The organism is Actinoalloteichus caeruleus (assembly GCF_049311605.1).
GTDB lineage: Bacteria > Actinomycetota > Actinomycetes > Mycobacteriales > Pseudonocardiaceae > Actinoalloteichus_B > Actinoalloteichus_B caeruleus.
Genome location: NZ_CP186005.1, coordinates 4,912,353 through 4,936,287, shown reverse-complemented (window position 1 = coordinate 4,936,287; position 23,935 = coordinate 4,912,353). Strand labels below are relative to the sequence as shown.

General features: G+C 73.7%; 16 protein-coding genes. 8 read left to right on the top strand and 8 right to left on the bottom strand.

The window, feature by feature from the left end; all coding sequences use genetic code 11:
* Nucleotides 1-158: 158 nt before the first annotated feature.
* The 6 genes from ACOJVX_RS20050 to ACOJVX_RS20025 form a co-directional block, all read right to left on the bottom strand.
* Nucleotides 159-2,180 carry an aldo/keto reductase gene (locus ACOJVX_RS20050; protein WP_422647012.1) on the bottom strand — a complete coding sequence of 674 codons (2,022 nt, stop codon included), beginning with the start codon at nucleotides 2,178-2,180 and terminating at the stop codon, nucleotides 159-161.
* Nucleotides 2,177-2,959, bottom strand: coding sequence for an SDR family NAD(P)-dependent oxidoreductase (locus ACOJVX_RS20045; protein ID WP_026418573.1), 783 nt, complete (start codon nucleotides 2,957-2,959; stop codon nucleotides 2,177-2,179). The genes ACOJVX_RS20050 and ACOJVX_RS20045 overlap by 4 nt, the downstream gene beginning before the upstream one ends.
* 1 nt (nucleotide 2,960) lies before the next feature.
* Nucleotides 2,961-3,287, bottom strand: a complete 327-nt coding sequence (locus ACOJVX_RS20040; protein ID WP_026418572.1) for an L-rhamnose mutarotase — start codon at nucleotides 3,285-3,287, stop codon at nucleotides 2,961-2,963.
* Between the two features lie 1,056 nt (nucleotides 3,288-4,343).
* The gene (locus ACOJVX_RS20035) at nucleotides 4,344-4,706 is read right to left on the bottom strand and encodes a hypothetical protein (RefSeq protein ID WP_155886102.1); all 363 of its coding nucleotides are present in this window, start codon (nucleotides 4,704-4,706) and stop codon (nucleotides 4,344-4,346) included.
* A gap of 1,775 nt (nucleotides 4,707-6,481) precedes the next feature.
* Nucleotides 6,482-7,258, bottom strand: coding sequence for an EI24 domain-containing protein (locus tag ACOJVX_RS20030; protein WP_026418570.1), 777 nt, complete (start codon nucleotides 7,256-7,258; stop codon nucleotides 6,482-6,484).
* 79 nt (nucleotides 7,259-7,337) lie between these two features.
* Entirely contained in the window at nucleotides 7,338-8,198 is an 861-nt protein-coding gene (locus ACOJVX_RS20025; RefSeq protein ID WP_030105464.1) for a helix-turn-helix domain-containing protein, read from the bottom strand.
* Nucleotides 8,199-8,391: 193 nt separating this feature from the next.
* Between ACOJVX_RS20025 and ACOJVX_RS20020 the strand changes: the two genes are divergently transcribed.
* The 8 genes from ACOJVX_RS20020 to ACOJVX_RS19985 all read left to right on the top strand — a co-directional run bounded on the left by ACOJVX_RS20020 (nucleotide 8,392) and on the right by ACOJVX_RS19985 (nucleotide 19,610).
* On the top strand, nucleotides 8,392-9,036 hold the full coding sequence (locus ACOJVX_RS20020) for an antibiotic biosynthesis monooxygenase (protein WP_155886101.1): 645 nt from the start codon (nucleotides 8,392-8,394) through the stop codon (nucleotides 9,034-9,036).
* A 220-nt stretch (nucleotides 9,037-9,256) separates the two neighbouring features.
* Complete coding sequence (gene bla / locus ACOJVX_RS20015; RefSeq protein WP_422647011.1) at nucleotides 9,257-10,186, top strand: class A beta-lactamase; 930 nt, start codon at nucleotides 9,257-9,259, stop codon at nucleotides 10,184-10,186.
* Between the two features lie 144 nt (nucleotides 10,187-10,330).
* Nucleotides 10,331-11,734 (top strand): MFS transporter, encoded by a 1,404-nt coding sequence (locus ACOJVX_RS20010; protein ID WP_418152811.1) that lies wholly within the window; start codon nucleotides 10,331-10,333, stop codon nucleotides 11,732-11,734.
* The gene (locus ACOJVX_RS20005) at nucleotides 11,731-13,914 is read left to right on the top strand and encodes a molybdopterin oxidoreductase family protein (protein WP_418152810.1); all 2,184 of its coding nucleotides are present in this window, start codon (nucleotides 11,731-11,733) and stop codon (nucleotides 13,912-13,914) included. The genes ACOJVX_RS20010 and ACOJVX_RS20005 overlap by 4 nt, the downstream gene beginning before the upstream one ends.
* Nucleotides 13,911-15,569 (top strand): FAD-dependent oxidoreductase, encoded by a 1,659-nt coding sequence (locus ACOJVX_RS20000; RefSeq protein WP_422647010.1) that lies wholly within the window; start codon nucleotides 13,911-13,913, stop codon nucleotides 15,567-15,569. The genes ACOJVX_RS20005 and ACOJVX_RS20000 overlap by 4 nt, the downstream gene beginning before the upstream one ends.
* Nucleotides 15,566-18,097 (top strand): nitrite reductase large subunit NirB, encoded by a 2,532-nt coding sequence (nirB, locus tag ACOJVX_RS19995; protein ID WP_026418565.1) that lies wholly within the window; start codon nucleotides 15,566-15,568, stop codon nucleotides 18,095-18,097. Before ACOJVX_RS20000 ends, nirB begins: the two co-directional genes overlap by 4 nt.
* Nucleotides 18,094-18,423: a nitrite reductase small subunit NirD gene (nirD, locus tag ACOJVX_RS19990; RefSeq protein ID WP_026418564.1), complete on the top strand. Its 330-nt coding sequence runs from the start codon at nucleotides 18,094-18,096 to the stop codon at nucleotides 18,421-18,423. Before nirB ends, nirD begins: the two co-directional genes overlap by 4 nt.
* A 47-nt stretch (nucleotides 18,424-18,470) precedes the next feature.
* Nucleotides 18,471-19,610 carry a uroporphyrinogen-III synthase gene (locus ACOJVX_RS19985; protein ID WP_245588767.1) on the top strand — a complete coding sequence of 380 codons (1,140 nt, stop codon included), beginning with the start codon at nucleotides 18,471-18,473 and terminating at the stop codon, nucleotides 19,608-19,610.
* 84 nt (nucleotides 19,611-19,694) lie between these two features.
* Here ACOJVX_RS19985 and ACOJVX_RS19980 read toward each other — a convergent pair whose 3' ends face one another.
* Both ACOJVX_RS19980 and ACOJVX_RS19975 read right to left on the bottom strand, forming a co-directional pair.
* Entirely contained in the window at nucleotides 19,695-20,402 is a 708-nt protein-coding gene (locus ACOJVX_RS19980; RefSeq protein WP_051313876.1) for a helix-turn-helix transcriptional regulator, read from the bottom strand.
* 469 nt (nucleotides 20,403-20,871) lie between these two features.
* Nucleotides 20,872-23,865 carry an AfsR/SARP family transcriptional regulator gene (locus tag ACOJVX_RS19975; RefSeq protein WP_026418563.1) on the bottom strand — a complete coding sequence of 998 codons (2,994 nt, stop codon included), beginning with the start codon at nucleotides 23,863-23,865 and terminating at the stop codon, nucleotides 20,872-20,874.
* Nucleotides 23,866-23,935 lie beyond the last annotated feature (70 nt).

The window sequence follows — 23,935 nt, the reverse complement described above, 5'->3', positions numbered from 1 at the left end:
TCCCGGGTGCCAGGGCGCCCGCCGCGCGGCGTCCTCAGCCGGTGGGAGGGCGCGCACGGCCGGCGCTGGCGGGGCCGCGCCGCACCGCCGCCGCCGCCGCCGAACCGCCGACCACCCGGAGCCGTCCACCTCCACGCCGGTGGCGGAGTAGCCGCCGCTCAGCCCGCCCCCAGCCCGTAGACCCGCCGCGCCGTCCCCCCGAACACCGCCGCGCGTTCGGCCGCGCCCAACTCCCGGGTGAGCTCCTCCGCGGTCGCCACGACCGTGCCGTACTCCGCCGCGAGCAGGCAGACCGGCCAGTCCGAACCGAACAGCACCCGGTGCGGTCCGAAGGCGTCCAGGGCGACCGTGACGTACGGGCGGAGGTCCTCCACCGACCACCGCTCGTGATCGGCCTCCGTGACCAGCCCGGAGAGCTTGCAGCAGACGTTGGGCGAGCGGGCGAGGCGGCGGAGGTCCGACTCCCAGTCCCGCACCGCGCCACGGGCGATCGCCGGCTTGGACAGGTGGTCCAGCACGAAGGTCAGGTCCGGCGACGCGGAGACGGTCTCGACGGCGGCCGGGAGCTGCCGGGGCAGGGTGAGCAGGTCGAAGACCAGGCCCGCGTCGGCCACGGCCCGCAGCCCCCGCCGCACCTCCGGCCGGCACAGCCACCGCTCGTCGACCTCGTCCTGGACTCCGTGGCGGACCCCGACCAACCGGCGGCCACCCGGCAGGCCCCGGAGCCGTTCCAGCTCGTCCGCCACACCACCGCCGGCCAGGTCGACCCAGCCGACCACGCCGGACACGAGGTCGTCCGAGTCGGCCAGGGCCAGCAGCTCCTCGGTCTCGCCCGGGTCCGGAACTGTCTGCACGAGCACCGTCGCGGTCACACCGCGCGCCTCGGCGACGGGCCGGAGGTCGCCCAGGGTGAAGTCCCGGTGGATCGCCGCCATCCCGACCGGGTCGATCCACGGCTGCGGGCGGTCGCCCAGCCGCCACACGTGGTGGTGGGCGTCCACCCGACCCGCCGGCGGGTCGGCCGGGGGAGCGGCGCGCTCCGCCTCGCCGTGGCGGCCACCTCGTCCCGGGCCGTCCACGACGGGCTCGCCGGGTCGTGCACCCGCCTCGGTCGTTCCGGAGCCGAGCACCGTGTGCCGGGCCGCCCCGAGACCCGGCCACGGCCGGGCGGCGGCCTCCTCCCCCGGGCCGGGCGCCTCCGCCGCCTCCCCGGACGCGATGGCGTCCAACTCGGCCCACAGCCCGGCCGGGACAGGGGTGGCGAGCAGGTCCACGTTCTCCCGCACCTCCCGAGCCGATCGCATGCCGACCAGGACGCTGCTCACGGCGGGGTCGCGGAGCGGGAACCGGAGCGCCGCCGCGACGAGGGGCACGTCCCAGCGCCGGCACGCCGCCGCCAGCCGCCGCGCGCGGCGCAGCACCGGTTCGGGGGCCGGTGCGTAGTCGAACGTCGCACCCGGCCTGGGGTCGGCGAGGATACCGCTGTTGAACACCCCGCCCACGATCACGTCGACTCCGCGCCGGGCGCAGGCGGGCAGCAGGTCGGTCCCGGCCGTGCGGTCCAGGAGGCTGTAGCGGCCGGCGACGAGCACCGCGTCGATGTCGGTCTCGCTGACGAACCGGCTGAGCAGCGGGGTGTGGTTCATCCCCACCCCGATGGCCCGTACGACCCCCTCGGACCGCAACCGCTCCAGCTCCGGGTAGGCGTGGTCGAGGGCGTCCCGGGCGAAGTCGTCGGGGTCGTGGATGAGGACCAGGTCGAAGCGGTCCAGGCCGGTCCGTTCGAGGCTCTCGGTGAGCGAGCGGCGCACCCCGGTCGCGGAGTAGTCGCGCACCCGGCGCAGCGCGGGCTCCCCGGCGAACATGGACGTCTCCCGGGCACCGCCGTCCGCGACCAGCAGGCGACCCACCTTGGTGGACACCGCGAACTCGTGACGCGGCAGATCGCTGAGGAACGCGCCGAGCCGGCGTTCGGCCCGGCCCGCGCCGTAGTGGGGCGCGACGTCGAAGTAGCGGAGCCCGCACCGCCAGGCGGTCTCGAGCGTCCGCTCCGCCTCCTCGTCGGACACCTCCGCGTAGAGCCCGCCCAGCGCCGCCGCCCCGAAACCGACCCGGCCGATCCCCGAGCTCCGGAGCCGCCAGCCTCCCCGGCTGGCCGTCCTCGCCTCACCACCCGTCACCGGGAGCCGCCCCTGACGCGGGGGCGTGGACGCAGACCCGCCATCCCACCGTCCACCTCCAGGGCCGTCCCGGTGGTGGAACCCGCGAGTGGGCTGGCCAGCGACGCGACGGCGAAGGCCACCTCGTCCGCCGACACGAGCCGGCCCAGTGGTTGCCGAGCCTCCAGGGCCGCCCGTTCCGCCACCGGGTCCTCGGCCGCGTCGAGCAGCCGAGCCACCCACGGGGTGTCGACGGTCCCCGGGTTCACGCAGTTCACCCGGACCCCGTCCGCGAGGTGATCGACGGCCATCGCCCGCGTCAGCGCGAGGACGGCGCCCTTCGAGGCCGAGTACAGCGCGCGGTGCGGGAGCCCGGCCGTCGCCGCGATCGAGCAGGTGTTCACGATCGACGCGGCGGGGGAGTGGCGCAGGTGGGGGAGCGCCGCCCGGGAGACACGGGCGACCCCGGTCACGTTGACGTCGAACACCCGTGCCCACTCCGCGTCCGGGTTGTCCTCGACCGTGCCGGCCGCGCCGATCCCGGCGTTGTTCACGAGCACATCCAGCCGGTCGTGGCGGGCCACGACCGAGGTCACCGCGGCCCGCACCGACTCGTCGTCGGTGACGTCGGCGTGCACGGTCGTCAGGGGTTCCGGTGCGCGGCCCGCCCTGTCGAGCGCGATCACGGTGGCGCCCCGGGCGGCGAGGAGCTGGCCCGTCGCCAGCCCGATGCCGGAGACCCCTCCGGTCACCACGGCCACCAGTCCGGTGAAGTCCTGCGGGAACGTCGACTGGGACATCTCACTCCTCCATCAGGAAAACCTGTTCGGCCGGCGCCCACCACTCGCCGGGTCCCGCGCTCGCCAGCGGACGCTGGCAGGGGTCGGTCAGCCGCCACCACCGCTGGGTGACCGGGTCCTCGGCCATCGACGCCAGATCGGCCGCCAGGTCCGTCCCGTGGTACTCGAAATAGGAGAACAACAGGTCGTCCCGCAGGTGGATCGAGTAGTTGCGGATGTTGGCGTGCCGGATCCGATCGAGTACGGCGGGCCAGACCTCCTCGTGCAGGCGGCGGTACTCGGCGAGCATCTCGGGGCGAACCCGGATGACCTGGGCGACTCGTCGCATCCGCACCTCCGGTGGCCCGCCCGACGTCACGGGCGGGCTGCTCGATCGTGATGGCGAGGCGGCCCCCGGCCCTCGGAGCCCGATCGAACCCGGGACAGCGGGGACCAGCGACCGTCGTGGTTCGACGCTACAAGCCGTGTCGAGAGACATCCGGTGTCTGTCCGGCCTTGGCCAGGACCGGACACCCGCCGATCAGTGGCCGGACCCGTGGTGGACCCGGGATCAGGTGTTCCAGCTCGCCAGTGGAAGGGGCAAAGACATCTGATGAGTGGGTGGGGGTCCGGTGGCGGGGTAGGGCAGGGAGGTCCGGGCGGGTGGGCAGGGACGCGGACGCGCCGGGGCGGAGGCCGCAGGGGACGGCAATGCTCATTCGAATGTGAGAGGAAAGTGAGGAAAGTGAGCGTGCCGGCATTCGCCCTTTTCGTCAGCGGTGCGCTGGTCACGTGACCGCCACGCCACCTGGGAACACCGCTCGTGACGAACTCCCCGATCACGGGACTCCGCGTCCTCATCGGGGCCGACCGCGTTCGGCGGGCCGCGCCCGGGATCCGGAACGAAAACAGCGGTGTGGTCGGTGGGAACCCGACCACACCAGCGGCCACTCCGGGTGGTTCCCCGGCGGGCTTCCCCCTATTCGGATCCCGGTTTCCGGGGGCCGGCGGCACGGCGCAGTTCTCCGATGGACCGTTCGGCGGAGCTCGACAATGTCGCCGGATGCGAATTGATCGCGCGCACGACGAGGTCGCGTGCCCGGGCGCGTTCGCGGTCCGGGCACGCGACCAGTAGGGGTGGAGAACGACTCGGTGGCGGAAGCGAATCCGCGTTGGCCGTACCGGGACGGTCACCGGTCCGCCGAAAAGAGGGCGGGTGGGGAAGTTGCCGGCATCAGCTCGGCGATGTCGGGTGGTGGCGCCTTTTCGCTGGTCGGGCTCGCGTGGCCGTGTCCAGGAGCCGCGCATTGCCCCCGGTCCGCCCGGGCGACTTCCGGCATTCCGGGCGGATCCGATCTCCGGTCCGGGCTGGCGAGTTCGGACGGGTGGTGCCGGCGTCGGATCGTCAGGGCCGGCGGGGTTCGGGTATGCGCGGCCATTCCGGAAGCCACAACGCGCTGGGCGGGGACGTGATCCGGTAAGGCGAGTTCCGTTCCCCCGGATCGGGGAGGCACAGCAGCTCGATCGCCGTGTCCGCGAAAGTGCCCTCGTACTTCCACACCACCCTTCCCGCGGGCCGGTCACGGCCGTCTCCGCGTTCGTCCCGGAACCGGCAGGCCGTGGCGTCGTCCTCGCCCCGGATATGAATCCAGTCGATGTAGCCCGGCCAGCCAAAGGACGCCATCAGGGTGTGGGGCACCTCGGCATCTCCCGGCGCCGGCATGAACAGGAAGCCACGGTCCATCATTCGTTTCAGCAGGTCATCCACGGTGGGCATCCTTTCCATCCGCCTTCCCGCGTGGCGCGACCCGACGGCTGTCCCGATCTGTGCACCAATCCGCCGCAGGGCTGCTGACCAGCGGGTTCGGTGCTCTCGGATGGTTGTTGACCGTCGTGTTCGGCCGTTGTCCAGTGCCTGAAGACGGCAGCACGGAACCAATTCGGGAGGAAGTCCGCCCCCGAAACGATCTTTTCCTTTTCGTCGTGGTTGGCGAACTCGGCCTGTTCGAACCGGTCGCCGTGCTGTCATCCGATGTTGCTTCGGTACGCGCCCACCCGCCCCGCGAACCCTCCCCGGCGGCGGCTCGCGGCGGTGCCTTTGTGACCGAAGCCGGGGTGTGGAACGTGTCGGACAGTGCGCTGATAACGCATCGTGAGCGCGTGATAGCGAGAATAGCACGGAAGTTCTTATTCGCACACAACACGTAAGAGGTCGGGTGTCAGCTAGTCCGAAGTCACTCGCCGGGGGAGGGCAAACCATGCCGTGAACAGTGCGATTAACCGGAAACCCGTGGCCCCCTCGCGAGGTGCTCGACAGTGTTCCGTCCGCGCCGCAAACGCCACCGCCCGCCGTTCTCCCGATAAAAAGCGTCCGCCGGCACCCGCAGTGGGAGCCCCCGGCTCGTCGGCAATCCCGCGCTATCCGGGCCCGTGGTCGACCGGGCGGACCAGAACGACGTGTGCCACCCGGTGGAATGGGGGTGCGGTGAAACGGGCGCCGTTTGGGATGGTGTGCGCTGCCGCCCAGAGCCCTGCCGATCGGGGGTCCCGTCCCGAGAATGGGTCGCCGCTCGGTGGGTCGAAAGGTGCGGACCGCGACGGCGACCGGTCCGACCCCCATCAGATCCAGAACCGTCCATCACGAAATGCGCTGGGCGAAGCGGACATCGTCACCTGGGCCGCGAACCGGGCCGCCGCCTGCTCCCTTCGCTTTGCTGGCCGGCATCCCGGCACGGCCCGGCGAGTGCGGGAAAACCCACATCGACTCCGGGGCCTCCCCAGCCCTGGGCACGGAATTCGGCCGAGGATCAACCCGCCCGGGCTCCTCGGCCCCGACCGGGGCCGGTGGATTCGGTGACGCTCCTGGCCCGGGTGTGCTCGTTGTCCTCTCCCGGCTCGAGGAGAACACGCGATCGACGAGCTCACCCGGATCCGCATCGGCGTCAACGGGTGCGCGGGGAAAAGCGTGGTGGCGGAATAGGGGGCGGCCGAATGGGAGCGGCCAGCACCAGGTGGTTCCAGTCGGACGTCGTCGAACGAGGGCCCCCGTCCGACGAGAACGCTGTCGGAGGGGGCTGGGCCCCCACAGGGCGGCGGGGCGGGCCACGGGTCGGGGTCGAGGGGAGGGGCGGGCCCCGGCGAGGGGCCCCGGACCTCCCGGCCCCCGGGCGGACCGTGCGGGAACAGGTCCTGTGGAGGAGCCGCGACAGGACCGGCGACCCGGGAGGTCAGCTCGCGGGCTGCTGGGGCGCCGGCGAGCCAGGATGTGCCGGCGGCGTGGCGCTCCCCGCGAGTGTGGATCTCGTGGTTCCGCCCCGAGGGCGTTCCCACCGGCACCGGGCTGGCCGTGTCGGCCGGCCTGGGACGAGCGGATGACCGTCGGCGGCGGAGGGGGCACCCGGGGAGCCGATCCGCCACGACCCCGGCACCCGGTTGAGCTCGCATCGGAGCGGCCACCGGTGCGCCGTCCCCGGCGCGGTCGGGGGCGAGGACCGGCAGCGTCCCCGACCGGACACGGCCACCGGGACCGCCGAGGCGCGGAGGTCACCCGCCGGTGGTCGTCGCCCCCTCGTCCTCGGTCAGCGCTCGGTGAGCGACGAGGGTCCCGCCGGCCAACGCGGCCGGCATGACCAGGAGTGCCGCGAAGGGCACCAGGAGCAGCAGGTAGGTGGGCAGCGCGAACCCCCACGCGCGCATCCGGTTCCGCCGCAGGCAGCGGTGACGCTCCCCGAGGGTGCGGCCACGGCGACCGAAGGGGACGGCCGTCATCTCCAGCCCCAGCAGCCAGCCGTTGACCAGGACACCCAGCACGAGGGCCAGCACCGAACCGACGACGGGGATGAGGCCGATGAGGAACAGGGGTATCGCGACCAGGACCGCGATGAGCACCAGTAGCGCTGTCTCGCCCAGTCCCACCGAGAAGGAGCGCCACCAGGACGCCTCCTCCGACTCGGGAACGCCTCCCAGGTCGTCCTCGACGCGCTCGGCGATCGCCTCGTAGAACGGTCCGCCGATCGCCAGCGCGATCCCGGTGAAGCTGAGCATCGACACGGTCAGCGCCAGGGCCACCACCGCCACGCCGGCGGCGACGCGCACCAACGCCCGAAGGGGAGCCGCCCAGTCGTCGGCGAACGGCGTGACCAGCGCGGCGAGGTCCCCGGAGTAGTACACCAGGGCGGCGATGGCGCCGAGCAGGAGCACCGAGGTCAGCAGGGCGGGCAACGCGCCGAGCAGCAGAAGGCGTGGTGTGCGCGTCACCAGCCCGAACCCGCGCCCCAGCATGCCCACGCCGCTGAGGAAGTTCCGAACTCCGTTGATCATCGGCGGAGCATAGGACAGCGGTCGCGGAGCGCCCGTGAGGTTTTCCCCGGACCGCTGCCGAGCGGTTCGAGCCCTGGTGTCAGTCCCTCGCGAGGTCGCGGGCACGGCGGTCCAGCAACGCCGCCGACTCCTGGTCGGACAGCGCCATCCCCCCGACGCGTTCGGCCGCCAGCCGGTAGGGGGCGGCGCGCCCCGCTCCGTCGAGGACGGTGGTCCCCGCGGCGAGGTCCAACCTGACCAGCGGGGGTACCCGCTCCGACTCCAGCAACTGGAAGTCCCCGACGGCGAGGAGGGCGGCCAGCCTCGCGGTCGGCACGACCTGGACGCGCACGTGGGGGAGCTTCACCAGCTCCAACAGGTGCCACAGCTGACCGGCCAACACGGCGGGGCCGGCCCGGCCCAGGTCGGGACCCGGACGCACCGCCGGCTCGCCGAGGAGGACCCGCAGGGTGGGGGGGCGTGGCCGGTGCAGGATCTCCTGGCGTTCGAGCCGGGCGGCGACCTCCGCCTCCACGACCGACGTCGGAGTGCCCCGTGCCGTCAGCCAGGCGCGCGCGTACTCCGCCGTGCGCACCACCTCGGGTACCAGGAACGCCGAGGCCTCGACGATCGAGCTGGTGTCCGCATCGGACGGCTCCGTCCCGTCCGGTGGGTTCGGCGCGGCCCACCGCCGGCGTTCCCGGCGCCGTTCCGCCAGTTCCAGGAGTTCCGCCGTCACGCTGACGAACTCCCCGGCCCCCACCCCGACCTCCGTCAGGTAGGCGGCCGCCTGCGCGGCGGTGGGCAGCGTGTCCCCGCGTTCCCACCCGCCGACGACGCCGACGGGGACACCCACCCTCGTCGCCACGGTGCGGGGGGACATCCCGGCGGCCAACCGGGCCTGCCGGAGGCGGGCGCCCACCGCCCGGGAGCGGAGTGACCGCCCGCTGCTGCTGGCCATCCGGCAACGCTAGTCAGCTGCGTCCTGACACCGGAACGGTTCAGCCTCGGATTGACTCCTTCGGTGGATCCCCTCGGCGGGCGACCGGCGGCTCACGGCCGCCGACCGGCCCGGCGGAAAACGGTTCGATCGGCGGGCAACCCCCTCAGTACCGTGCGAGGACGACCGCCCGCACGTTCCCAGGAGCCCGCGAATGCCCGCTTCCGCACTACCGAACGTGACCCGCCCCGACTCCTGGACGGTGGTGGTCAGGGAACGCGACGTGCGCGGCGAGGACACGACACGCGCCGCCGACGCCGTCGTCGCCGAGTGGGACGCCCACGACTGGCCAGCGGGGCTGCTCAGCAGGGCGTGCCTGCGCAGCGTCACCGGCAACACGCTGCTCGAGTACGAGCAGTGGGCCGACCCCCGGCCGGGGGGCACGGGGGCCGAGGACACGCGCCCCCCGGAACCCGCGCGAGCGGGAACCGCGTACCAGCTCTACCGCAGCAGCGTGACCGACCTCCGCGAGCCCACCGGCTGCGCCGTCACCGTCGTGGTCGACCTTGGCCAGGCCGATCCGGCCGCGGCGAGGAAGTGGGTCGACGAGATGTTCGACGGCGCCTCCGAGCACGAGACCGGGCATGACGCGCCCCTGCCCGGACTGCTCGCCGCCCACTTCCACGTCAGCCTCGACGGGAGCCGCGTCCTCAACTACGCGGAGTGGACCTCTCCCGAAGCCCACCGCTCCGCCATCCCGGGCCCCGAGGCCGACGACCCCCTTGCCGCCGACGTGGGGCGGCCGGGGGTGCGGGTGATCCGGTTCCTCCCCCACGGCCTCCGGGAGTCCCGAGCCTGACCCGGCGGGCGCCCATGTCCGCCGTGCCGGTGACGATGCTCCTCGTCCACCCGGCCGAGTGGCACTCGCAACCCCCGCCGGGGCCCTCGCGTCCACCGGGAGACCGGACACCCGGACCACGGCGAGTTCGCGTCCACGCCCAACCCCGGGAGGGGGACCCGCCGAGGCGCTCGGCGGGTGGACCGGACCCCGGGTCGAGACGATTGAGGACACCACCGCGATGCCACACGACCTGTCCCGCCGTTCCCTGCTCGCACTGGCCGCGCTCGTCCCCCTGGCGGGCTGCGCGTCGACCGGAGCCGGGCCGGAACCCGCGGGCGGGGCCGTGCCCTCCCCACCAGCCCCGCCTGCCCCCTCGCCCTCGCCGGAGGAGCGGGAGGCGGCCTTCGAACGCGTCGAACGGGAACACGACGTGCGGCTGGGGGTGTACGCCCTCGACACCGGGAGCGGCCGCGCGCTGGTCCACCGCCCCGACGAACGTTTCGCGTACTGCTCCACGATCAAGGCAGTCGCGGCCGGGGCCGTCCTGCTGGTGAGTTCCGACGAGCGGATGGGCCAGGTGATCCCCTACCAGCAGGGGGACCTCGTCACCCACTCACCCGTCACCGAGGCGCACGTCGGGTCCGGGCTGGGCCTGGACGCGCTGTGCGAGGCAGCCGTGCGGTACAGCGACAACACCGCGGCCAACCTGATGCTCACCGAACTCGGCGGACCGGCCGGTTTCCAGCGGAGGCTGCGCGAACTCGGCGACGAGGTGACCCGCAGCGACCGGTACGAGACGGAGCTCAACGACGCCGTCCCGGGCGACGACCGCGACACCAGCACGCCCAGGGCGCTGGCGACGACCCTGCGGACCCTGCTGCTGGGGGACGTGTTGACCGACGAACGGCGCGCGGTGTTGGAGGACTGGATGTCGGGCAACGCCACCGGTGACGAGCTGGTGCGCGCGGGCGTTCCCTCGGACTGGCGGGTCGTGGACAAGTCCGGCGGCGGCTTCTACGGGACCCGCAACGACATCGCGGTGGCCTTCCGGCCGGACGCCCCGCCGATCGTCCTCGCCGTGCTGACCAGCCGGACCGAGCGGGACGCGGGAGGGCGGGCCGAGGCCGTCGCGGCGGCGGCGGCCGTGGTGGCCGACACCCTCGGCTGACCGCACACGGCCCGAGGGGGTCGGAGCCTCACCGCCGCCGCCCGCCCCCTGTGAGGACCTTTTCCGCTCGGCGTAACGCGGCGACCCCGGCCGGTAACAGGCGCTGCCTAGCGTGGCTCCCGCCAGCCGCGAGAGGAGACCGCCGTGCCGGTGACGACGGACGCCACTGCCCACCCGTCCGGTGACCGACGCCTGGAGCGCTGGGACCCGGAGGACCACGAGTTCTGGGAGCGGACGGGCCGGGACGTCGCCAGGCGCAACCTGCTCTTCTCGGTGCTCTCCGAGCACGTCGGGTTCTCGGTGTGGAGCGTCTGGTCGGTGATGGTGCTCTTCATGACGCCGGAGATCGGCTTCCACTTCACCTCGGGCGAGAAGTTCCTGCTGGTCTGCACGCCGACGCTGGTCGGTGCCCTGCTCCGGTTGCCCTACAGCGGGTGGGTGTGCCGCTTCGGCGGCCGGAACTGGACGGTCGCCGCCACGGCGGTCCTGCTCGTCCCGACGCTGCTGGCCGCGATCCTCGTGCAGCGGCCGGAGACCCCGTTCTGGGTCTTCCTCGTCGTGGCGGCGGTGGCGGGTGTCGGCGGCGGGAACTTCGCGTCCTCGATGACCAACATCAACGCCTTCTACCCCGAACGGCACAAGGGGTGGGCGCTCGGGCTGAACGCGGGTGGCGGGAACCTGGGGGTCGCCGCCGTGCAGCTGGTCGGCCTCGCCGTCATCTCGGTGGCCGGGTCGACCAGCCCCGCCTACGTCGCCGCCGTGTACCTGCCCGTGATCGTGCTGGTCACCCTGGCCTGCGCGCTGCGGATGGACAACCTGCCCGGGCTCCGCGCCGACCGCGACGCCCAGCGGGAGGCGGTCCGCGAACCCCACACGTGGCTGATCTCCCTGCTGTACGTGGGAACCTTCGGGTCCTTCATCGGCTACGGCTTCGCCTTCGGTCTCGTCCTCCAGACCCAGTTCGGGTTCAGCGCGGTGGAGGCCGCCTCCCTGACCTTCGTCGGACCTCTTCTCGGTTCGCTGAGCCGCCCGGTCGGTGGCTGGTTGTCGGACCGGTTCGACGCCGCCCTGGTCACGTTCTGGACCTTCCTGGCGATGGCGGCCGGCACCGGGCTGCTGGTCCTGGCCTCGTCCCAGGGGTCGTTCCGGCTGTTCATCGGGGCATTCACGGTGTTGTTCGTGCTGACCGGCGTGGGGAACGGTTCCACCTACAAGATGATCCCGGTGGTGTTCCGGGCGCGGGCGACCAGCCGGGCACCCGGGGCGGCGCCCGGGACGGAGGCGAGGTGGGTGCGCCGGATCACCGGTGCGGTGATCGGCATCGCTGGTGCCGTGGGCGCGCTGGGGGGCGTGCTGATCAACCTGGCGTTCCGCGCGGCCTACGGCGGGGAGGCGGGCACCGGGACCGGCGCGTTCCTGTCCTTCCTCGCCTTCTACGGACTGTGCGTGCTGGTCACCTGGGTGGTGTACCTGAGGGCTCCCCGGACCAGGAACGGCGCCCTCGCCCCCGAGCGGGGAGCCCCGGCGGCGGTGGGGGGTGGAGCGTGACCTCCACACCACCCGCGTCGGTCCCGCCGCCCGTGGTCGCGGCCACCGCCACCCACTGCCCCTACTGCGCACTCCAGTGCGGGACGGAACTCGTCGAGGAGGGCGGGGGAGGCGGGGGACGCCCCACGATCGGGGTGCGCCCCACCGACTTCCCCGTGAACCGCGGTCGGCTGTGCCAGAAGGGGTGGACAGCGCCGCGGCTGCTCTCCGCCGGCGACCGGCTGCTGGGTCCGCTGGTGCGGGACCACCGAGGCGGTCCGTCGCGGGCCACCGACTGGCCGACCGCTCTCGACCGCGTCGTCGCCGGGATCCGGGCCGCCGTCGACCGCGCCGGAGCGGACTCGATCGCGGTGCTGGGAGGGGGCGGGCTGACGAACGAGAAGGCCTACCTGCTGGGGAAGTTCGCCCGGGTCGCGTTGGGCACCAGCCAGATCGACTACAACGGTCGGTTCTGCATGTCCTCGGCGGCGGCCGCCGGGAACGCGGCCTTCGGCGTCGACCGGGGACTGCCGTTCCCGGTCACCGACCTGGAGGCGGCGGAGGTGGTCCTGCTCGTCGGGGCCAACCCCGCCGAGACGATGCCGCCGCTGATGGCCAGGATCGCCGCCGCTGACCTCGTCGTGGTGGACCCGAGACGGACTCCCACCGCCGAACGGGCGGCGCTGCACCTGCGGACGCGGCCCGGGACCGACCTGGCGCTGGCCCTGGGCCTGCTGCACGTCGCCGTCGTCGACGGGCACGTCGACCGGAGCTACGTCCGGGACCGCACCACCGGCTTCGACGAGGCATGGCGGCACGCGGTCGCCTGGTGGCCCGAGCGGACCGAACAGGTCACGGGCGTGCCGGTGGCCGACCAGCGGGCGGCGGTGCGGCTGCTGGCCGCGGCGTCCCGCCGCTACGTGCTCACCGGGCGGGGCGCCGAGCAGCACAGCACCGGGACCGACACCGTCAGCGCTGTCATCAACCTCGCGTTGGCGTTGGGCCTGCCCGGCCGGCGGGGCAGCGGCTACGGCTGCCTCACCGGACAGGGCAACGGGCAGGGCGGCCGGGAGCACGGGCAGAAGGCGGACCAACTACCCGGGTACCGCTCGATCGAGGACCCCTCGGCTCGGAACCACGTCGCCGGGGTGTGGGGGGTGCGCCCCGAGGACCTGCCCGGGCCCGGCCGCAGCGCCTACGAACTGCTGGACGCCCTCGGCGGGCCCGACGGGCCGAGGGCACTGCTGGTCTTCGGCACGAACCCGGTTGTGTCCGCCCCGCGAGCCGGGCACGTCACCGAACGCCTCGCCGCCCTCGACCTGCTGGTGGTGGCCGACTTCGTCCCCTCGGAGACGACCCGGATCGCCGATGTCGTCCTGCCCACCACCCAGTGGGCGGAGGAGGACGGCACGATGACCAACCTGGAGGGGAGGGTGCTGCGACGCCGGGCCGCGGTGCCACCGCCCCCCGGGGTCCGCACGGACCTGGAGGTGCTCAGCGCCTTGGCCACCCGGCTCGGCCAGCCCGCCGGGCGGTTCCCCACCCGACCGGAGGTCGTCTTCGCCGAACTGGCCGCGGCCTCCGCCGGCGGCCGCGCCGACTACTCGGGGATCGACTACGACCGGCTCGACCGGGGTGAGGCGTTGCACTGGCCGTGCCCCCGCACCTCGGGCGCGCCGCACCCCGGCACCCCGAGGTTGTTCCTGGACCGCTTCGCCCACCCGGACGGTCGGGCCCGGTTCCGGCCGGTCGCCCATCGCCCGGGAGCGGAGCCGCCCGACGATGGCTACCCGCTGTACGGCACGACCGGGCGCGTGCTCGCCCACTACCAGTCGGGGGCGCAGACCCGCCGCGTCCCGGAGCTCGCGTCGGTGGAACCCGTCCCCTACGTCGAGGTCCACCCCGACACCGCCGGCCGCGCCGGGCTCGCCGCCGGGGACGTGGCCCACGTCGTCACCCGGCGCGGTCGCGTCACCGCCACCGTGCGCCTCGTTCCCCACCTGCGGGCCGACACCGTGTTCCTGCCCTTCCACTTCCCCGAGGAGGGACGGGCCAACCTGATCACCAACCCCGAGCTCGACCCGGTGAGCCGGATGCCCGAGTTCAAGGTGTGCGCCGTCCGGCTCGAACGAGCGGGCGGAACCACCTCGCCCGGACCGGGTGGCCCCGGCGGCTCGACCGGAGCGGAGGAGGTCCGATGAGCAGGATCGTCATCGTCGGGAACGGGCCGGTCGGTCACCGGCTCGCCGACCGGACGGCCCGAGGCGGTGAGCACCACCGGATCACGGTGCTCGGAGCGGAACGGTGTCCCGCCTACAACCGGGTGCTGCTGCCCTCGGTGGTCGCGGGGACCCTGCGCGGGGACGACACCCGGTTGCCGCCGCCGGGGCCGGCGGTCGTCGTGCGGGTGGGGGAGCGGGTCACGGACGTGGACCGGGACCGCCGCCGTGTGCGTTCCTCCTCCGGCGCGATCCACCACTACGACGTGCTCGTGCTGGCCACCGGGGCGCGACCGGTCTGGCCCGAGGCCCCGGGGCTGACCGGTCCCTCCGACCAGCCGGGGGCGGCGGTGGTCGCCCTGCGCACCCTGGACGACGTCGAGTACCTGGAACGCCGCCTTCGCACCGGGCTGCCCGTGACCGTCCTCGGCGGCGGGACGCTGGGGCTGGAGACCGCTCGGGCGTTGGCCGCCCGGGGAGCGAGGGTCGACCTGGTCCACCGGTCCCGCTCCCTGATGGAACGCCAGCTCGACGACGTGGCGGGCGCCGTCCTGCTGGCCTCGACCCGTGCCCTGGGCATCACCGTCCACCTCGGCCACCAGCCGGTGGGCTACCGCGACGGGCACCTCGTCCTCGACGACGGCCGGGAGATCCACTCCGAACTCGTCGTCGTCGCCGTCGGCGCCAGCCCGAGGACCGAGCTGGCCACCGGGGCGGGGCTGGTGGTGCGTCGCGGTGTCGTCGTCGACGACACCCTGACCACCAGTGACCCCCACATCCGGGCCGTCGGTGACTGCGCCGAACACGACGGCGTGCAGTACGGGTTGCTGGCCCCCGGCTTCGACCAGGCCGACGTCCTGGCCTCCCTGCTCACCCGCCCGGCGCCCGTCGCCGCCTACCGGGGTTCCAGCGCGGTGACGAGGCTCAAGGCGCGGGACATCGACCTCACCGCGCTGGGTGACAGCAGGGCGTCGGAGCCCGCCGACCTGGTCACGATGGCCGATCAGCGGCGGGGCCGCTACGCCCGGCTGGCGGTTCGTGACGACCGGGTCACCGGGGCGATCCTGATCGGGTTCCCGCGCGCGGCGGCCACCCTCGGGCAGCTCTACGACCGGGGTGATCCACTGCCGGACGACCCGTTCCACCTGTTGCTCGGTGAGACCACCGGCGGCGTCCAGGGCCAGGAACTCGCCGAGCTGCCCGACACCGCCGTGGTGTGCCGGTGCAACGCCGTCTCGAAACGGGCGCTGGTCACCGCCTGGCGGGTGGGTGCCAGGGATGTCCCGGCCCTGAGCAGGGTGACCCGCGCGGGCACGGGCTGCGGTGGTTGCGCCGCCACCCTCACCGGCCTGTGCCGGTGGCTGGAGCGTGCCGCGCCGGCCGCCGCGCCGGCGGGGGCGGCCGAGGGGGAGAACGGCGGGGCCGCGGCGGAGCCGGAACCCGGTGGGACGGCCCGGGCGCCCGGCCAACCCGAGTCCCGCGACCAGGACGTCCCGTCGTGCCAGGTCCCGCTCGCAGCCGCTCCCGCCGCGCGCCGCCCGTCCCCGGCGTCAGGCGCCGGGGACCTGGTCCGCGCGGGTGCCGCCCCTCCCGCTTCCACCGCACGCCCCGACCTGGACGAGGAAGGTGTCGCATGACCCGCACCCTGGTTGTCGTCGGCCACGGCATGGTCGGTCACCGGTTCGTGACCGCGTTCCGCGCCCGCGACCACGAACGTCGCTGGCGGGTGATCGTCCTCGGTGAGGAGCGCCATCCCGCCTACGACCGCGTCGGCCTGTCGTCCTACCTCGACGGGCGGGGCCTCGCCGACCTGCGCCTCGACGACGGGGAACTCGCGGGGGACACGGCCGTCGATCTCAGGTTGGGGGTCGTCGCCGAGTCGATCGACCGGGCCACCCGCACCGTGTGGACCTCCGCCGGCACGCCGGTGCGCTACGACGCCCTCGTGCTGGCCACCGGTTCCCGCCCCTTCGTGCCCCCGGTCCCCGGGCACGACCTGCCGGGGTGCTTCGCCTACCGCACCGTCGACGACCTCGATCGGATCAGGGCCGCGAGCGGGGAGGCGAGGGACGGGGTCGTCGTGGGCGGCGGCCTGCTCGGGTTGGAGGCCGCCAACGCGCTTCGACTGCTCGGGCTGCGGACCCAGGTCGTGGAGATGGCGGACTGGCTGATGCCGTTGCAGGTCGACGAGGGAGGCGGTCACACCCTGGGGCGGCTGGTCGAGCGGCTCGGCCTGGTCGTCCACACCGGTAGTGGGACGGGCGCCGTCGAGGCGGGCCAGGACGGCAGGACCCGGGCGGTGCGCCTGACCGACGGAACCGAGGTCCCGGCCGATCTCGTCGTGTTCTCCGCCGGCATCCGGGCGCGTGACGAGCTGGCCAGGGCGGCGGGCCTGCCGGTCGGGGAGCGCGGTGGTGTCCTCGTCGACGAGACCTGCCGGACCGAGGACCCACGGGTGTGGGCGGTCGGTGAGTGCGCCGCCGTCGCGGGGCGCACCTACGGCCTCGTGGCACCCGGTTACGCGATGGCCGAGACGGTGGTGGACCGGCTGCTCGGGGGTTCGGCCACCTTCGGCGGGGCCGAACCCGCCACCAAGCTGAAACTGCTCGGCGTGGACGTCGCCAGCTTCGGCGACGCGCACTCGACCACCCCGGGCGCCCTGGACGTCGTGCACGCGAACGCCGCCAGCGGCACCTACACCAAGCTGGTGCTCAGTGACGACGCCAGAACCCTGCTCGGTGGGGTGCTCGTCGGAGACGCCGGCGCCTACCCCACGTTGCGGGCCCTGCTCGGGCGACCGCTGCCCGCCAGCCCGGAGGAGGTGCTGGCGCCGGTCGGGGGCGGCGGGCTGAGCGCCGACGCGGTTCCCGACGACGCCACCGTCTGCTCCTGCCACAACGTCAGCAAGGGAGACGTCACCGCCGCCATCACCGAGCACGGGTTGACCGACGTCGCCGGGGTGAAGCGGTGCACCCTCGCGGGCACGGGGTGCGGGTCCTGCGTGCCGATGCTCGGCGGCCTGTTGGCCGGGTGCGGGGTGGAACCGGACCGGGCGCTGTGCGAGCACTTCCGGCACACCAGGGCCGAGCTGTACGAGATCGTGCGGGCCACCGGCATCACCACGTTCTCGGAGCTGGTCCGCACCCACGGGGCTGGCAGGGGCTGCGACGTCTGCAAGCCGGTGGTCGCCTCCATCCTCGCCGGTCTCGCGGGTGGCCACGTGCTCTCCGAGGACCAGGCGGGCCTCCAGGACACCAACGACCGCTTCCTGGCCAACATCCAGCGCAACGGCACCTACTCGGTGGTGCCGAGGATCCCCGGCGGGGAGATCACCCCGGAGAAGCTGATCACGATCGGCGAGGTGGCCAGGGACTTCGGCCTCTACACCAAGATCACCGGCGGCCAGCGGATCGACCTCTTCGGGGCCAGGGTCGAGCAGCTCCCGTTGATCTGGCGGCGGCTGGTGGACGCCGGGTTCGAGTCGGGCCACGCCTACGGGAAGGCGCTGCGCACCGTGAAGTCCTGCGTCGGTACCGACTGGTGCCGCTACGGGGTGGGGGACTCGGTGGCGATGGCCATCCGGCTGGAACTGCGCTACCGGGGCCTGCGGGCCCCCCACAAGATCAAGGCCGGGGTGTCCGGTTGCGCCCGGGAGTGCGCGGAGGCCAGGTCGAAGGACTTCGGCGTGATCGCCACCGAGAAGGGGTGGAACCTCTACGTCGGGGGCAACGGCGGCTTCACCCCCCGGCACGCGGAACTGCTGGCCGCCGACCTGGACGACCGAGCGCTCATCGCCCTCGTGGACCGATTCCTCATGTTCTACATCCGGACCGCGGACCGCCTGCAACGCACGGCGGCGTGGATCGGGGCGATGGAGGGCGGGTTGGAGCACCTGCGCGCCGTGGTGGTGGACGACTCGTTGGGGATCGCGGAGGAACTGGAGGCGGCGATGGAACGTCACGTGGGCGAGTACGCCGACGAGTGGGCGGGGGTGCTGGCCGATCCCGAGAAGGTGGCGCGGTTCGTGTCCTTCGTGAACTCCCCAGACGTGCCCGATCCGACGATCCGGTTCACCACGGAACGCGGGCAGATCCGCCCGGGCGCCACGGACGGGCCCGTGCCGCTGCCCCTGCCGGTGATCCGTCCCGAGGCGGTGCGCGCATGAGGTGGCGCGAGGTGTGCCGGTGGGAGGCGCTGCGACCAGAACTGGGTGCTCCCGTGCTGGTGGACGGCCATCTCATCGCCCTGTTCCGCACGGAGGACGGGGAACTGTACGCCCTGGGCAACGTCGATCCGGTCAGCAGCGCCAGCGTGATGAGCCGGGGGATCGTCGGGGACCGAGCGGGGGAACCGGTGGTGGCGTCCCCCATGCACAAGCAGGTCTTCTCCCTCCGGTCCGGGCGTTGCCTCGATGTCACCCACCCGGAGTTGGCCCTGCCCACCTACGCTGTTCGACGACAGGGCGACGTCGTCGAGATCGGACTTCCGTGACCCCACCGCGCGACCCTCCACCGCCACTCGCCGGCTACACCGTCGGGGTGACCGCGGCCCGGCGTGCGGAGGAACTGGGTGCGCTCCTGGAACGGCGGGGAGCCCAGGTGGTGCACGCCCCGGCCATCAGGATCGTCCCCCTCGCCGACGACGCGGACCTGGTGGCGGCGACCCGACGATGCCTGTCGGGCCGACTCGACGCGGTGGTCGCCACCACCGGTATCGGCTTCCGGGGCTGGGTCGAGGCGGCCGACGGGTGGGGCCTCGGCGACCGGCTGATCGACCGGTTGCGGGGCGCGCGGCTCCTCGCCCGTGGCCCCAAGGCGCGGGGGGCCGTCCGCGCCGCCGGTCTGCCCGACGCCTGGTCGCCGGCGTCGGAGTCCTCCGGCGAGGTGCTCGCCCGGCTGCTCGCCGAGGGAGTGGCGGGCGCCAGGATCGCCGTGCAACTGCACGGGCAACCGTTGCCGCACTTCGTCGACGCCCTCCGCGGCGCCGGTGCGGAGGTCATCGAGATCCCCGTCTACCGGTGGACGCGGCCCGTCGACGTGGAGCCGTTGCGGCGACTCGTCACGTTGGCCTGCGCGGGGGAGGTGGACGCGCTGACCTTCACCAGCGCCCCGGCGGCCGCGAGCACGCTCAGCACCGCCGCCGAGATGGGGAGGCAGCGGGACCTGCTGGCCGCGCTGCGGGGCCGGGTGCTCGTGGCCTGCGTCGGGCCCGTGACCCGCGCCCCGCTGGAGGACCACGACGTGCCCGCCGTGATGCCCGAGCGGTACCGGCTGGGAGCGCTGGTCCGTGAACTCGCCGACGGGCTCGCCGCCCGCTCCCCCCGGCTGCCCGTGGCCGGGACCGAGCTCTGGCTGCGCGGGCGGGCCGTCGTCCTGGGCGGTGCGCTGCGGCCGGTGCCTCCGAGCGCCATGTGCCTGCTGCGGGTCCTCGCGCGGCGGCCGGGCCGGGTGGTCCCCCGGGGCGAACTGGTCGACGCGCTCCGAACCGCCCCCGGCGGCAGCCAGGACATCGACGAACACGCGGTGGAGACGGCGATGACCAGGCTGCGGGCCGCGCTGGGACGGGCCGATGTGATCCAGACGGTCATCAAACGGGGGTACCGGCTGTCCTACGACCCCCTCCAGGACGCCCCGCGCTGCCCTGGGGGTGCGGCCGAGCGCCCCGGGGCGCGCCGCTGAGGACCCGGGCGCCCCGTCCGGCTGACGACCTGGCACGGGGCCCGGCTCGGTTGGCCCGGCCCCCGCCCCGCGTGCCCTCCTCGCTCACACCGGCACCGTGCGCCTACCCATCGCCTCCACGGGCCGGCAGGCCGTCCGGTGCGCGATACCGGTGCGGTGGGCGATGGCCGCCGCCTCGGTCCGGTTCGACACCCCCAGCTTCCGCAGGATGCTGAGCACGTGCGACCCGACGGTGGCCCTGCTGATGAACAGCTCCACCGCGATCTTCGAGTTGGGCAGCCCCTCGGCGAGCAGCGCCAACACGTGCTGCTCGCGTTCGGTCAGCAGGTCAGCCGGCGCCGGCCCGCTCCGGAGCACGTTGACCAGGCTGGAGGCCTGGGTCGCGAGCACCTCGGGGGACAGGAACAGCTTGTGCTGCGCGGCCGAGTGCAGCGCGGCGGTGAGCACCCAGGGAGTGTCCGCCGTGGTCACCACGCCGGCGAGCTGGGACCGGAGCACGGCGTCGAAGTCCGTCGCGCCCTTGGGGTAGACCATGACCACGGGCGCGGGCTGGCCCTCGACCGCGGTGCGCGCCCTCAGGTCGACGAGGTCGTCGCCGTCCAACGCGTCGGAGTAGAGCAACCAGGCCGCGACCTCCGAGTTCGCCGAGTGGCGCAGGGATTCCCGCAGCGTCTCGTGCACCGCGTGGATCGAGATGTTGAAGCGGCCGAGGCCGAGCGCGATCATGAACTGGAGCTGGGTGTCGTTCTGCAGCCTGTCCCTGCTGCCGGTGATGATGTCGATGCTGAGCATGGGAAGCCTCCCGTTGCGAGTGGTCCGTGGCTGACGGAGTTGGTCGGGGGCGGTCTCGCCGCCCCCCGTCAGCCCGTGGCGCTTCCGCGTGCGTTCATCTGGGTGATGTCCATGCCGTTCCAACCTGTCGAGTTCGCCCCTGCGCACCCCAGCGAACCGGACCGCCGTTGAGTCGGCGTTGAGGATGCGTTGAGTGGTGGTGGCGTGACGTCCGGAACCGGGGGACCGCGCACCTCGCGAGCGGGCACGGGCACCGCCGACCCCGGACCGGGGTGGGGTGCCGGGTCGCGCCCGGGTGAGCCCGACGCTCGCGTCCCGGGCGGGGACGTTGGGAGGCGCGCGCCCGCCGACCTCGAACCTAGCGGCTACCCTCCGTGGCGACATCCGCCAGATCACCTAATGTCAGCTGTCCGGGGCTGGCCGGCCGATCGATGCCCGGTGCGCCTCGGCGCGGCGGACGCGCCGCCCCTCAGCAGGCCGCGCTGGGGCGCTCGCGGCGCGGATCGCACCGCTGACGCACCCGGGCGAGGATCTCGGTGGCGGTCCGTTCCCGCCGATCGGCCCGCAGCTGACGCCAGAGCGTGACGGCCCGGGTCGCGGTCTCCTCGGCCGAGGAGTAGGCACCGGCGCGTTCGTGGGCCTCCGCGAGCCGGGTGAGGGCCATCGCCTGGAACGACTGGTGTCCGATGTCGACGCACCGGCGGTGGGCCGCCCCGAGCAGTGACAGGGCCTGGTCGTGGTCGCCCAGCCGGCTTCTGGCCTCCCCCGCGAAGCCGAGGAAGGTGATCTCGGCCAGCATCGTGTGCAACGACCGGGCCAACTCGACACCCCGCTCGGCCCGGCGGAGTGCTCTCGCCACCTCCCCCAGCCGCAGGTCGTGCTGTGTTCGCCCGTGCAGGTAGCGCAGTTCGCACCGGGGGTCGTCGACGGCGACCAACCGCGACTCGACGATGTCGAAGAGCTCGTCGGCCTCCGCCGTCCGGCCGGCGGCCGTGAGCGCGCCCGCCTCGCAGCAGAGGCCCTCCACCACCAGCGTCGGGGCGACCCCATCGACCCGTTCCGCCAGGGCCGTGAAGGCCCGGAACTCCCGCAGCGCGCCGAGCTGGTCGCGGAGCCCGGCGTGGCAGTAGCCCAGTGAGAGCCTGACCTGCAACATCTCCGTCGGTTCCAGGCTGCCGGCGTGGCGGCGGAGAACGTCCTCCAGGAGTCGGCGGGCCTCCGAGAAGTCCCCGAACTCGCCGATGGCCGCCGCCACCGCGAGCCGCGCCCTGGGCAGCAGGGGATCGTCCCCGGGCAGGGCGTCGGCGACCAGCCGCCACAGCGCGGTCAGCTCACGTTGTCGACCGAGGGATTCGAAGTAGGGCCGCACCGAGTCGAGGAGTCCCACGGCCTCCTCGAGCAGCCCGTGCCCCACCAGGTCGGCGACGACGCCGGACAGGGTGCGCTTCTCGCCGAGCAACCACTCCCACGGGGCCTCGACGATCGTCCGCACGGTCTCCTCCGGGACCGGTCGCGCCGTCACCGCCCTCGGACGCGGCAGGGTCGGGTACACGCCCGCCCGGTCCGCCGCGCGCTCGGCCACCTGCCGCACCCCGGCCACCAAGCGGCGCAGTACGTCGCGACGTTCGTCCACGTCCCGTTCGAAGAGCCGTTCCCTGGCGTAGTCCCGCAACAGGGAGTGGAACCTGTACACGGGCCACCCGTCGTACCCGGGGGCGTCGATGTCCAGGAGGTACCGGGAGACCAGCTCGTCCAGCGCCCGGTCCGCCTGCCAGGGGGCGAGCAGGCGGAACATCCAGTCGGACACCGTCTCGGTGTGCAGCACGCCCAGGGTGTCCAGCGACCGGGCGGCCACCGGGGTCAACGCGTCGTAGGTCGCGGAGATGGCGGCCCTCACCCCGGTTCCGCCGTCCTCCGCGCTGTCCAGCCGGGTGCGTTCCGCGCGCAGACCCCGCAGGAACGCCGCCAGCGGGAGGTGCGGGGTGGAGGCGAGCTTGCCGGCCACCACCCTGATCGCCAGGGGAAGGCCCTCGTACCGGGCGACGATCTCGTGCGCGGCCCCGCTCTCCCGCGCGGCCCGGTGCCGGCCGATGGTCAGCCCCAGCAGTTCGTAGGACTCCTGGTTCGACAGCGGGCCGAGCTGCACGTACCGCATCCCCGCGAGCCCGGTCAGGCGGAACCGGCACGTGATCAGCACGGAGCAGCCCGCCGTACCCGGGATCAGCGGTTCCAACGACTCCGGTCTCTCCCCGGCGTCGTCGAGTACGAGCAGCACCCGGCGATCGGCCAGCCGGGACCGGTACAGCGACGCCCGTTCCTCCAGGGAGGCCGGCAGCAGTCCCGGCGGTACCCCGAGGGCGCGGAGGATCTCGCCCAGCAGCTCGATGGGCTCCTTGGGGTGGCCGGAGCCACCCCCGAGCCGGATGTAGAGCTGTCCGTCCGGGAACCACGAGCGGAGCTGGTGCGCCGTGTGCAGGGCCAACGCCGTCTTGCCCACGCCGGGTGGCCCGCAGATCGCCGCGACGGGCACCGCGGTGCCAGGAGCGGACTCCGCCAACACCGACCGAAGGGTGCGGAGTTGCTCCGCCCGCCCGGTGAAGTCGGCGATGTCCGCGGGAAGTTGGTACACGGGCTCGGACACCGGGAAGGCGTCGACCTCGTCGGTGGGGCGCCGGGCGCTGCCGACGCCCCTGGCGGGGGGCGCGGGTTCGGTGGGAGCGTGCTGGTGGCCGGCGGTCAGGATGGCCTGGTGCAGCTCGACCAGGTCGCGGCTCGGTGAGACGCCCTGCTGGTCCCGCAGCATCCCGTAGAACTCCCGGTAGGCCTCCAACGCCTCCGTGCGCCGGCCCGACGCGTGCAGCACCCGCATGAGCTGGCCCCAGCGCCGTTCCCGCCAGGGGTTCTCGCTGAGCAGGCGCCGCAGTTCCACCGTCAGCGTCACGTGCTCCCCGGTCGCCAGGTCGGCCTCGATCCGGTGGTCGAGGGCGAGGTCGCGGCGCTCGCCGAGCGCCCGGCGGGCCGCGGTCACCGACGGGGACGGGACGACGTCCGCCAGCGGCTCACCGGACCACAGGTCCAGTGCGTCCCTCAGCAGGGCGGTGGCGAGCGCGGGGTCCCCGGCCTCCAACTCGGCCACCCCCTCGGCCACCTGGTGGCGGAAGACCTCCGAGTCCACGTCCTCGGGAGGGCAGCGCAGGCGGTATCCGGCCGGTTCGCGCACCAGCAGGGTTCCGCCGTCCGCACCGAGGAACCGGCGAAGCCGCATCACGTAGTTGCGCACCAGGTCGTTCGCCCGGGTGGGTGGTGTCTCGCCCCACAGCTCGTCCACGAGGCGGGACGTCGAGACCGGCAGGTCGCGGTTGATCAGCAGCACGGCCAGCAGCGACCGCCACTTCGGAGCGCCGACCGGGACCCAGGAATCGTCACGGCGGACGCGCAGTGGGCCGAGCACGCGGAATCGCATCGGTCCTCCCGTCCGTGAAACAGGGCATGGTGCGGTGCGCTGAATGCGCCGATCGTATGACGTGGGCTTC

What these genes read in the sequence shown, in the direction of transcription:
- ACOJVX_RS20020 (WP_155886101.1), top strand. Translation starts at nt 8,392, where the DNA reads ATGCCCGCTTCCGCACTACCGAACGTGACCCGCCCCGACTCCTGGACG.
- ACOJVX_RS19975 (WP_026418563.1), bottom strand. Translation starts at nt 23,865, where the DNA reads ATGCGATTCCGCGTGCTCGGCCCACTGCGCGTCCGCCGTGACGATTCC.
- bla (WP_422647011.1), top strand. Translation starts at nt 9,257, where the DNA reads ATGCCACACGACCTGTCCCGCCGTTCCCTGCTCGCACTGGCCGCGCTC.
- ACOJVX_RS20025 (WP_030105464.1), bottom strand. Translation starts at nt 8,198, where the DNA reads ATGGCCAGCAGCAGCGGGCGGTCACTCCGCTCCCGGGCGGTGGGCGCC.
- ACOJVX_RS20040 (WP_026418572.1), bottom strand. Translation starts at nt 3,287, where the DNA reads ATGCGACGAGTCGCCCAGGTCATCCGGGTTCGCCCCGAGATGCTCGCC.
- ACOJVX_RS20045 (WP_026418573.1), bottom strand. Translation starts at nt 2,959, where the DNA reads ATGTCCCAGTCGACGTTCCCGCAGGACTTCACCGGACTGGTGGCCGTG.
- nirB (WP_026418565.1), top strand. Translation starts at nt 15,566, where the DNA reads ATGACCCGCACCCTGGTTGTCGTCGGCCACGGCATGGTCGGTCACCGG.
- ACOJVX_RS19980 (WP_051313876.1), bottom strand. Translation starts at nt 20,402, where the DNA reads ATGCTCAGCATCGACATCATCACCGGCAGCAGGGACAGGCTGCAGAAC.
- ACOJVX_RS20000 (WP_422647010.1), top strand. Translation starts at nt 13,911, where the DNA reads ATGAGCAGGATCGTCATCGTCGGGAACGGGCCGGTCGGTCACCGGCTC.
- nirD (WP_026418564.1), top strand. Translation starts at nt 18,094, where the DNA reads ATGAGGTGGCGCGAGGTGTGCCGGTGGGAGGCGCTGCGACCAGAACTG.
- ACOJVX_RS20030 (WP_026418570.1), bottom strand. Translation starts at nt 7,258, where the DNA reads ATGATCAACGGAGTTCGGAACTTCCTCAGCGGCGTGGGCATGCTGGGG.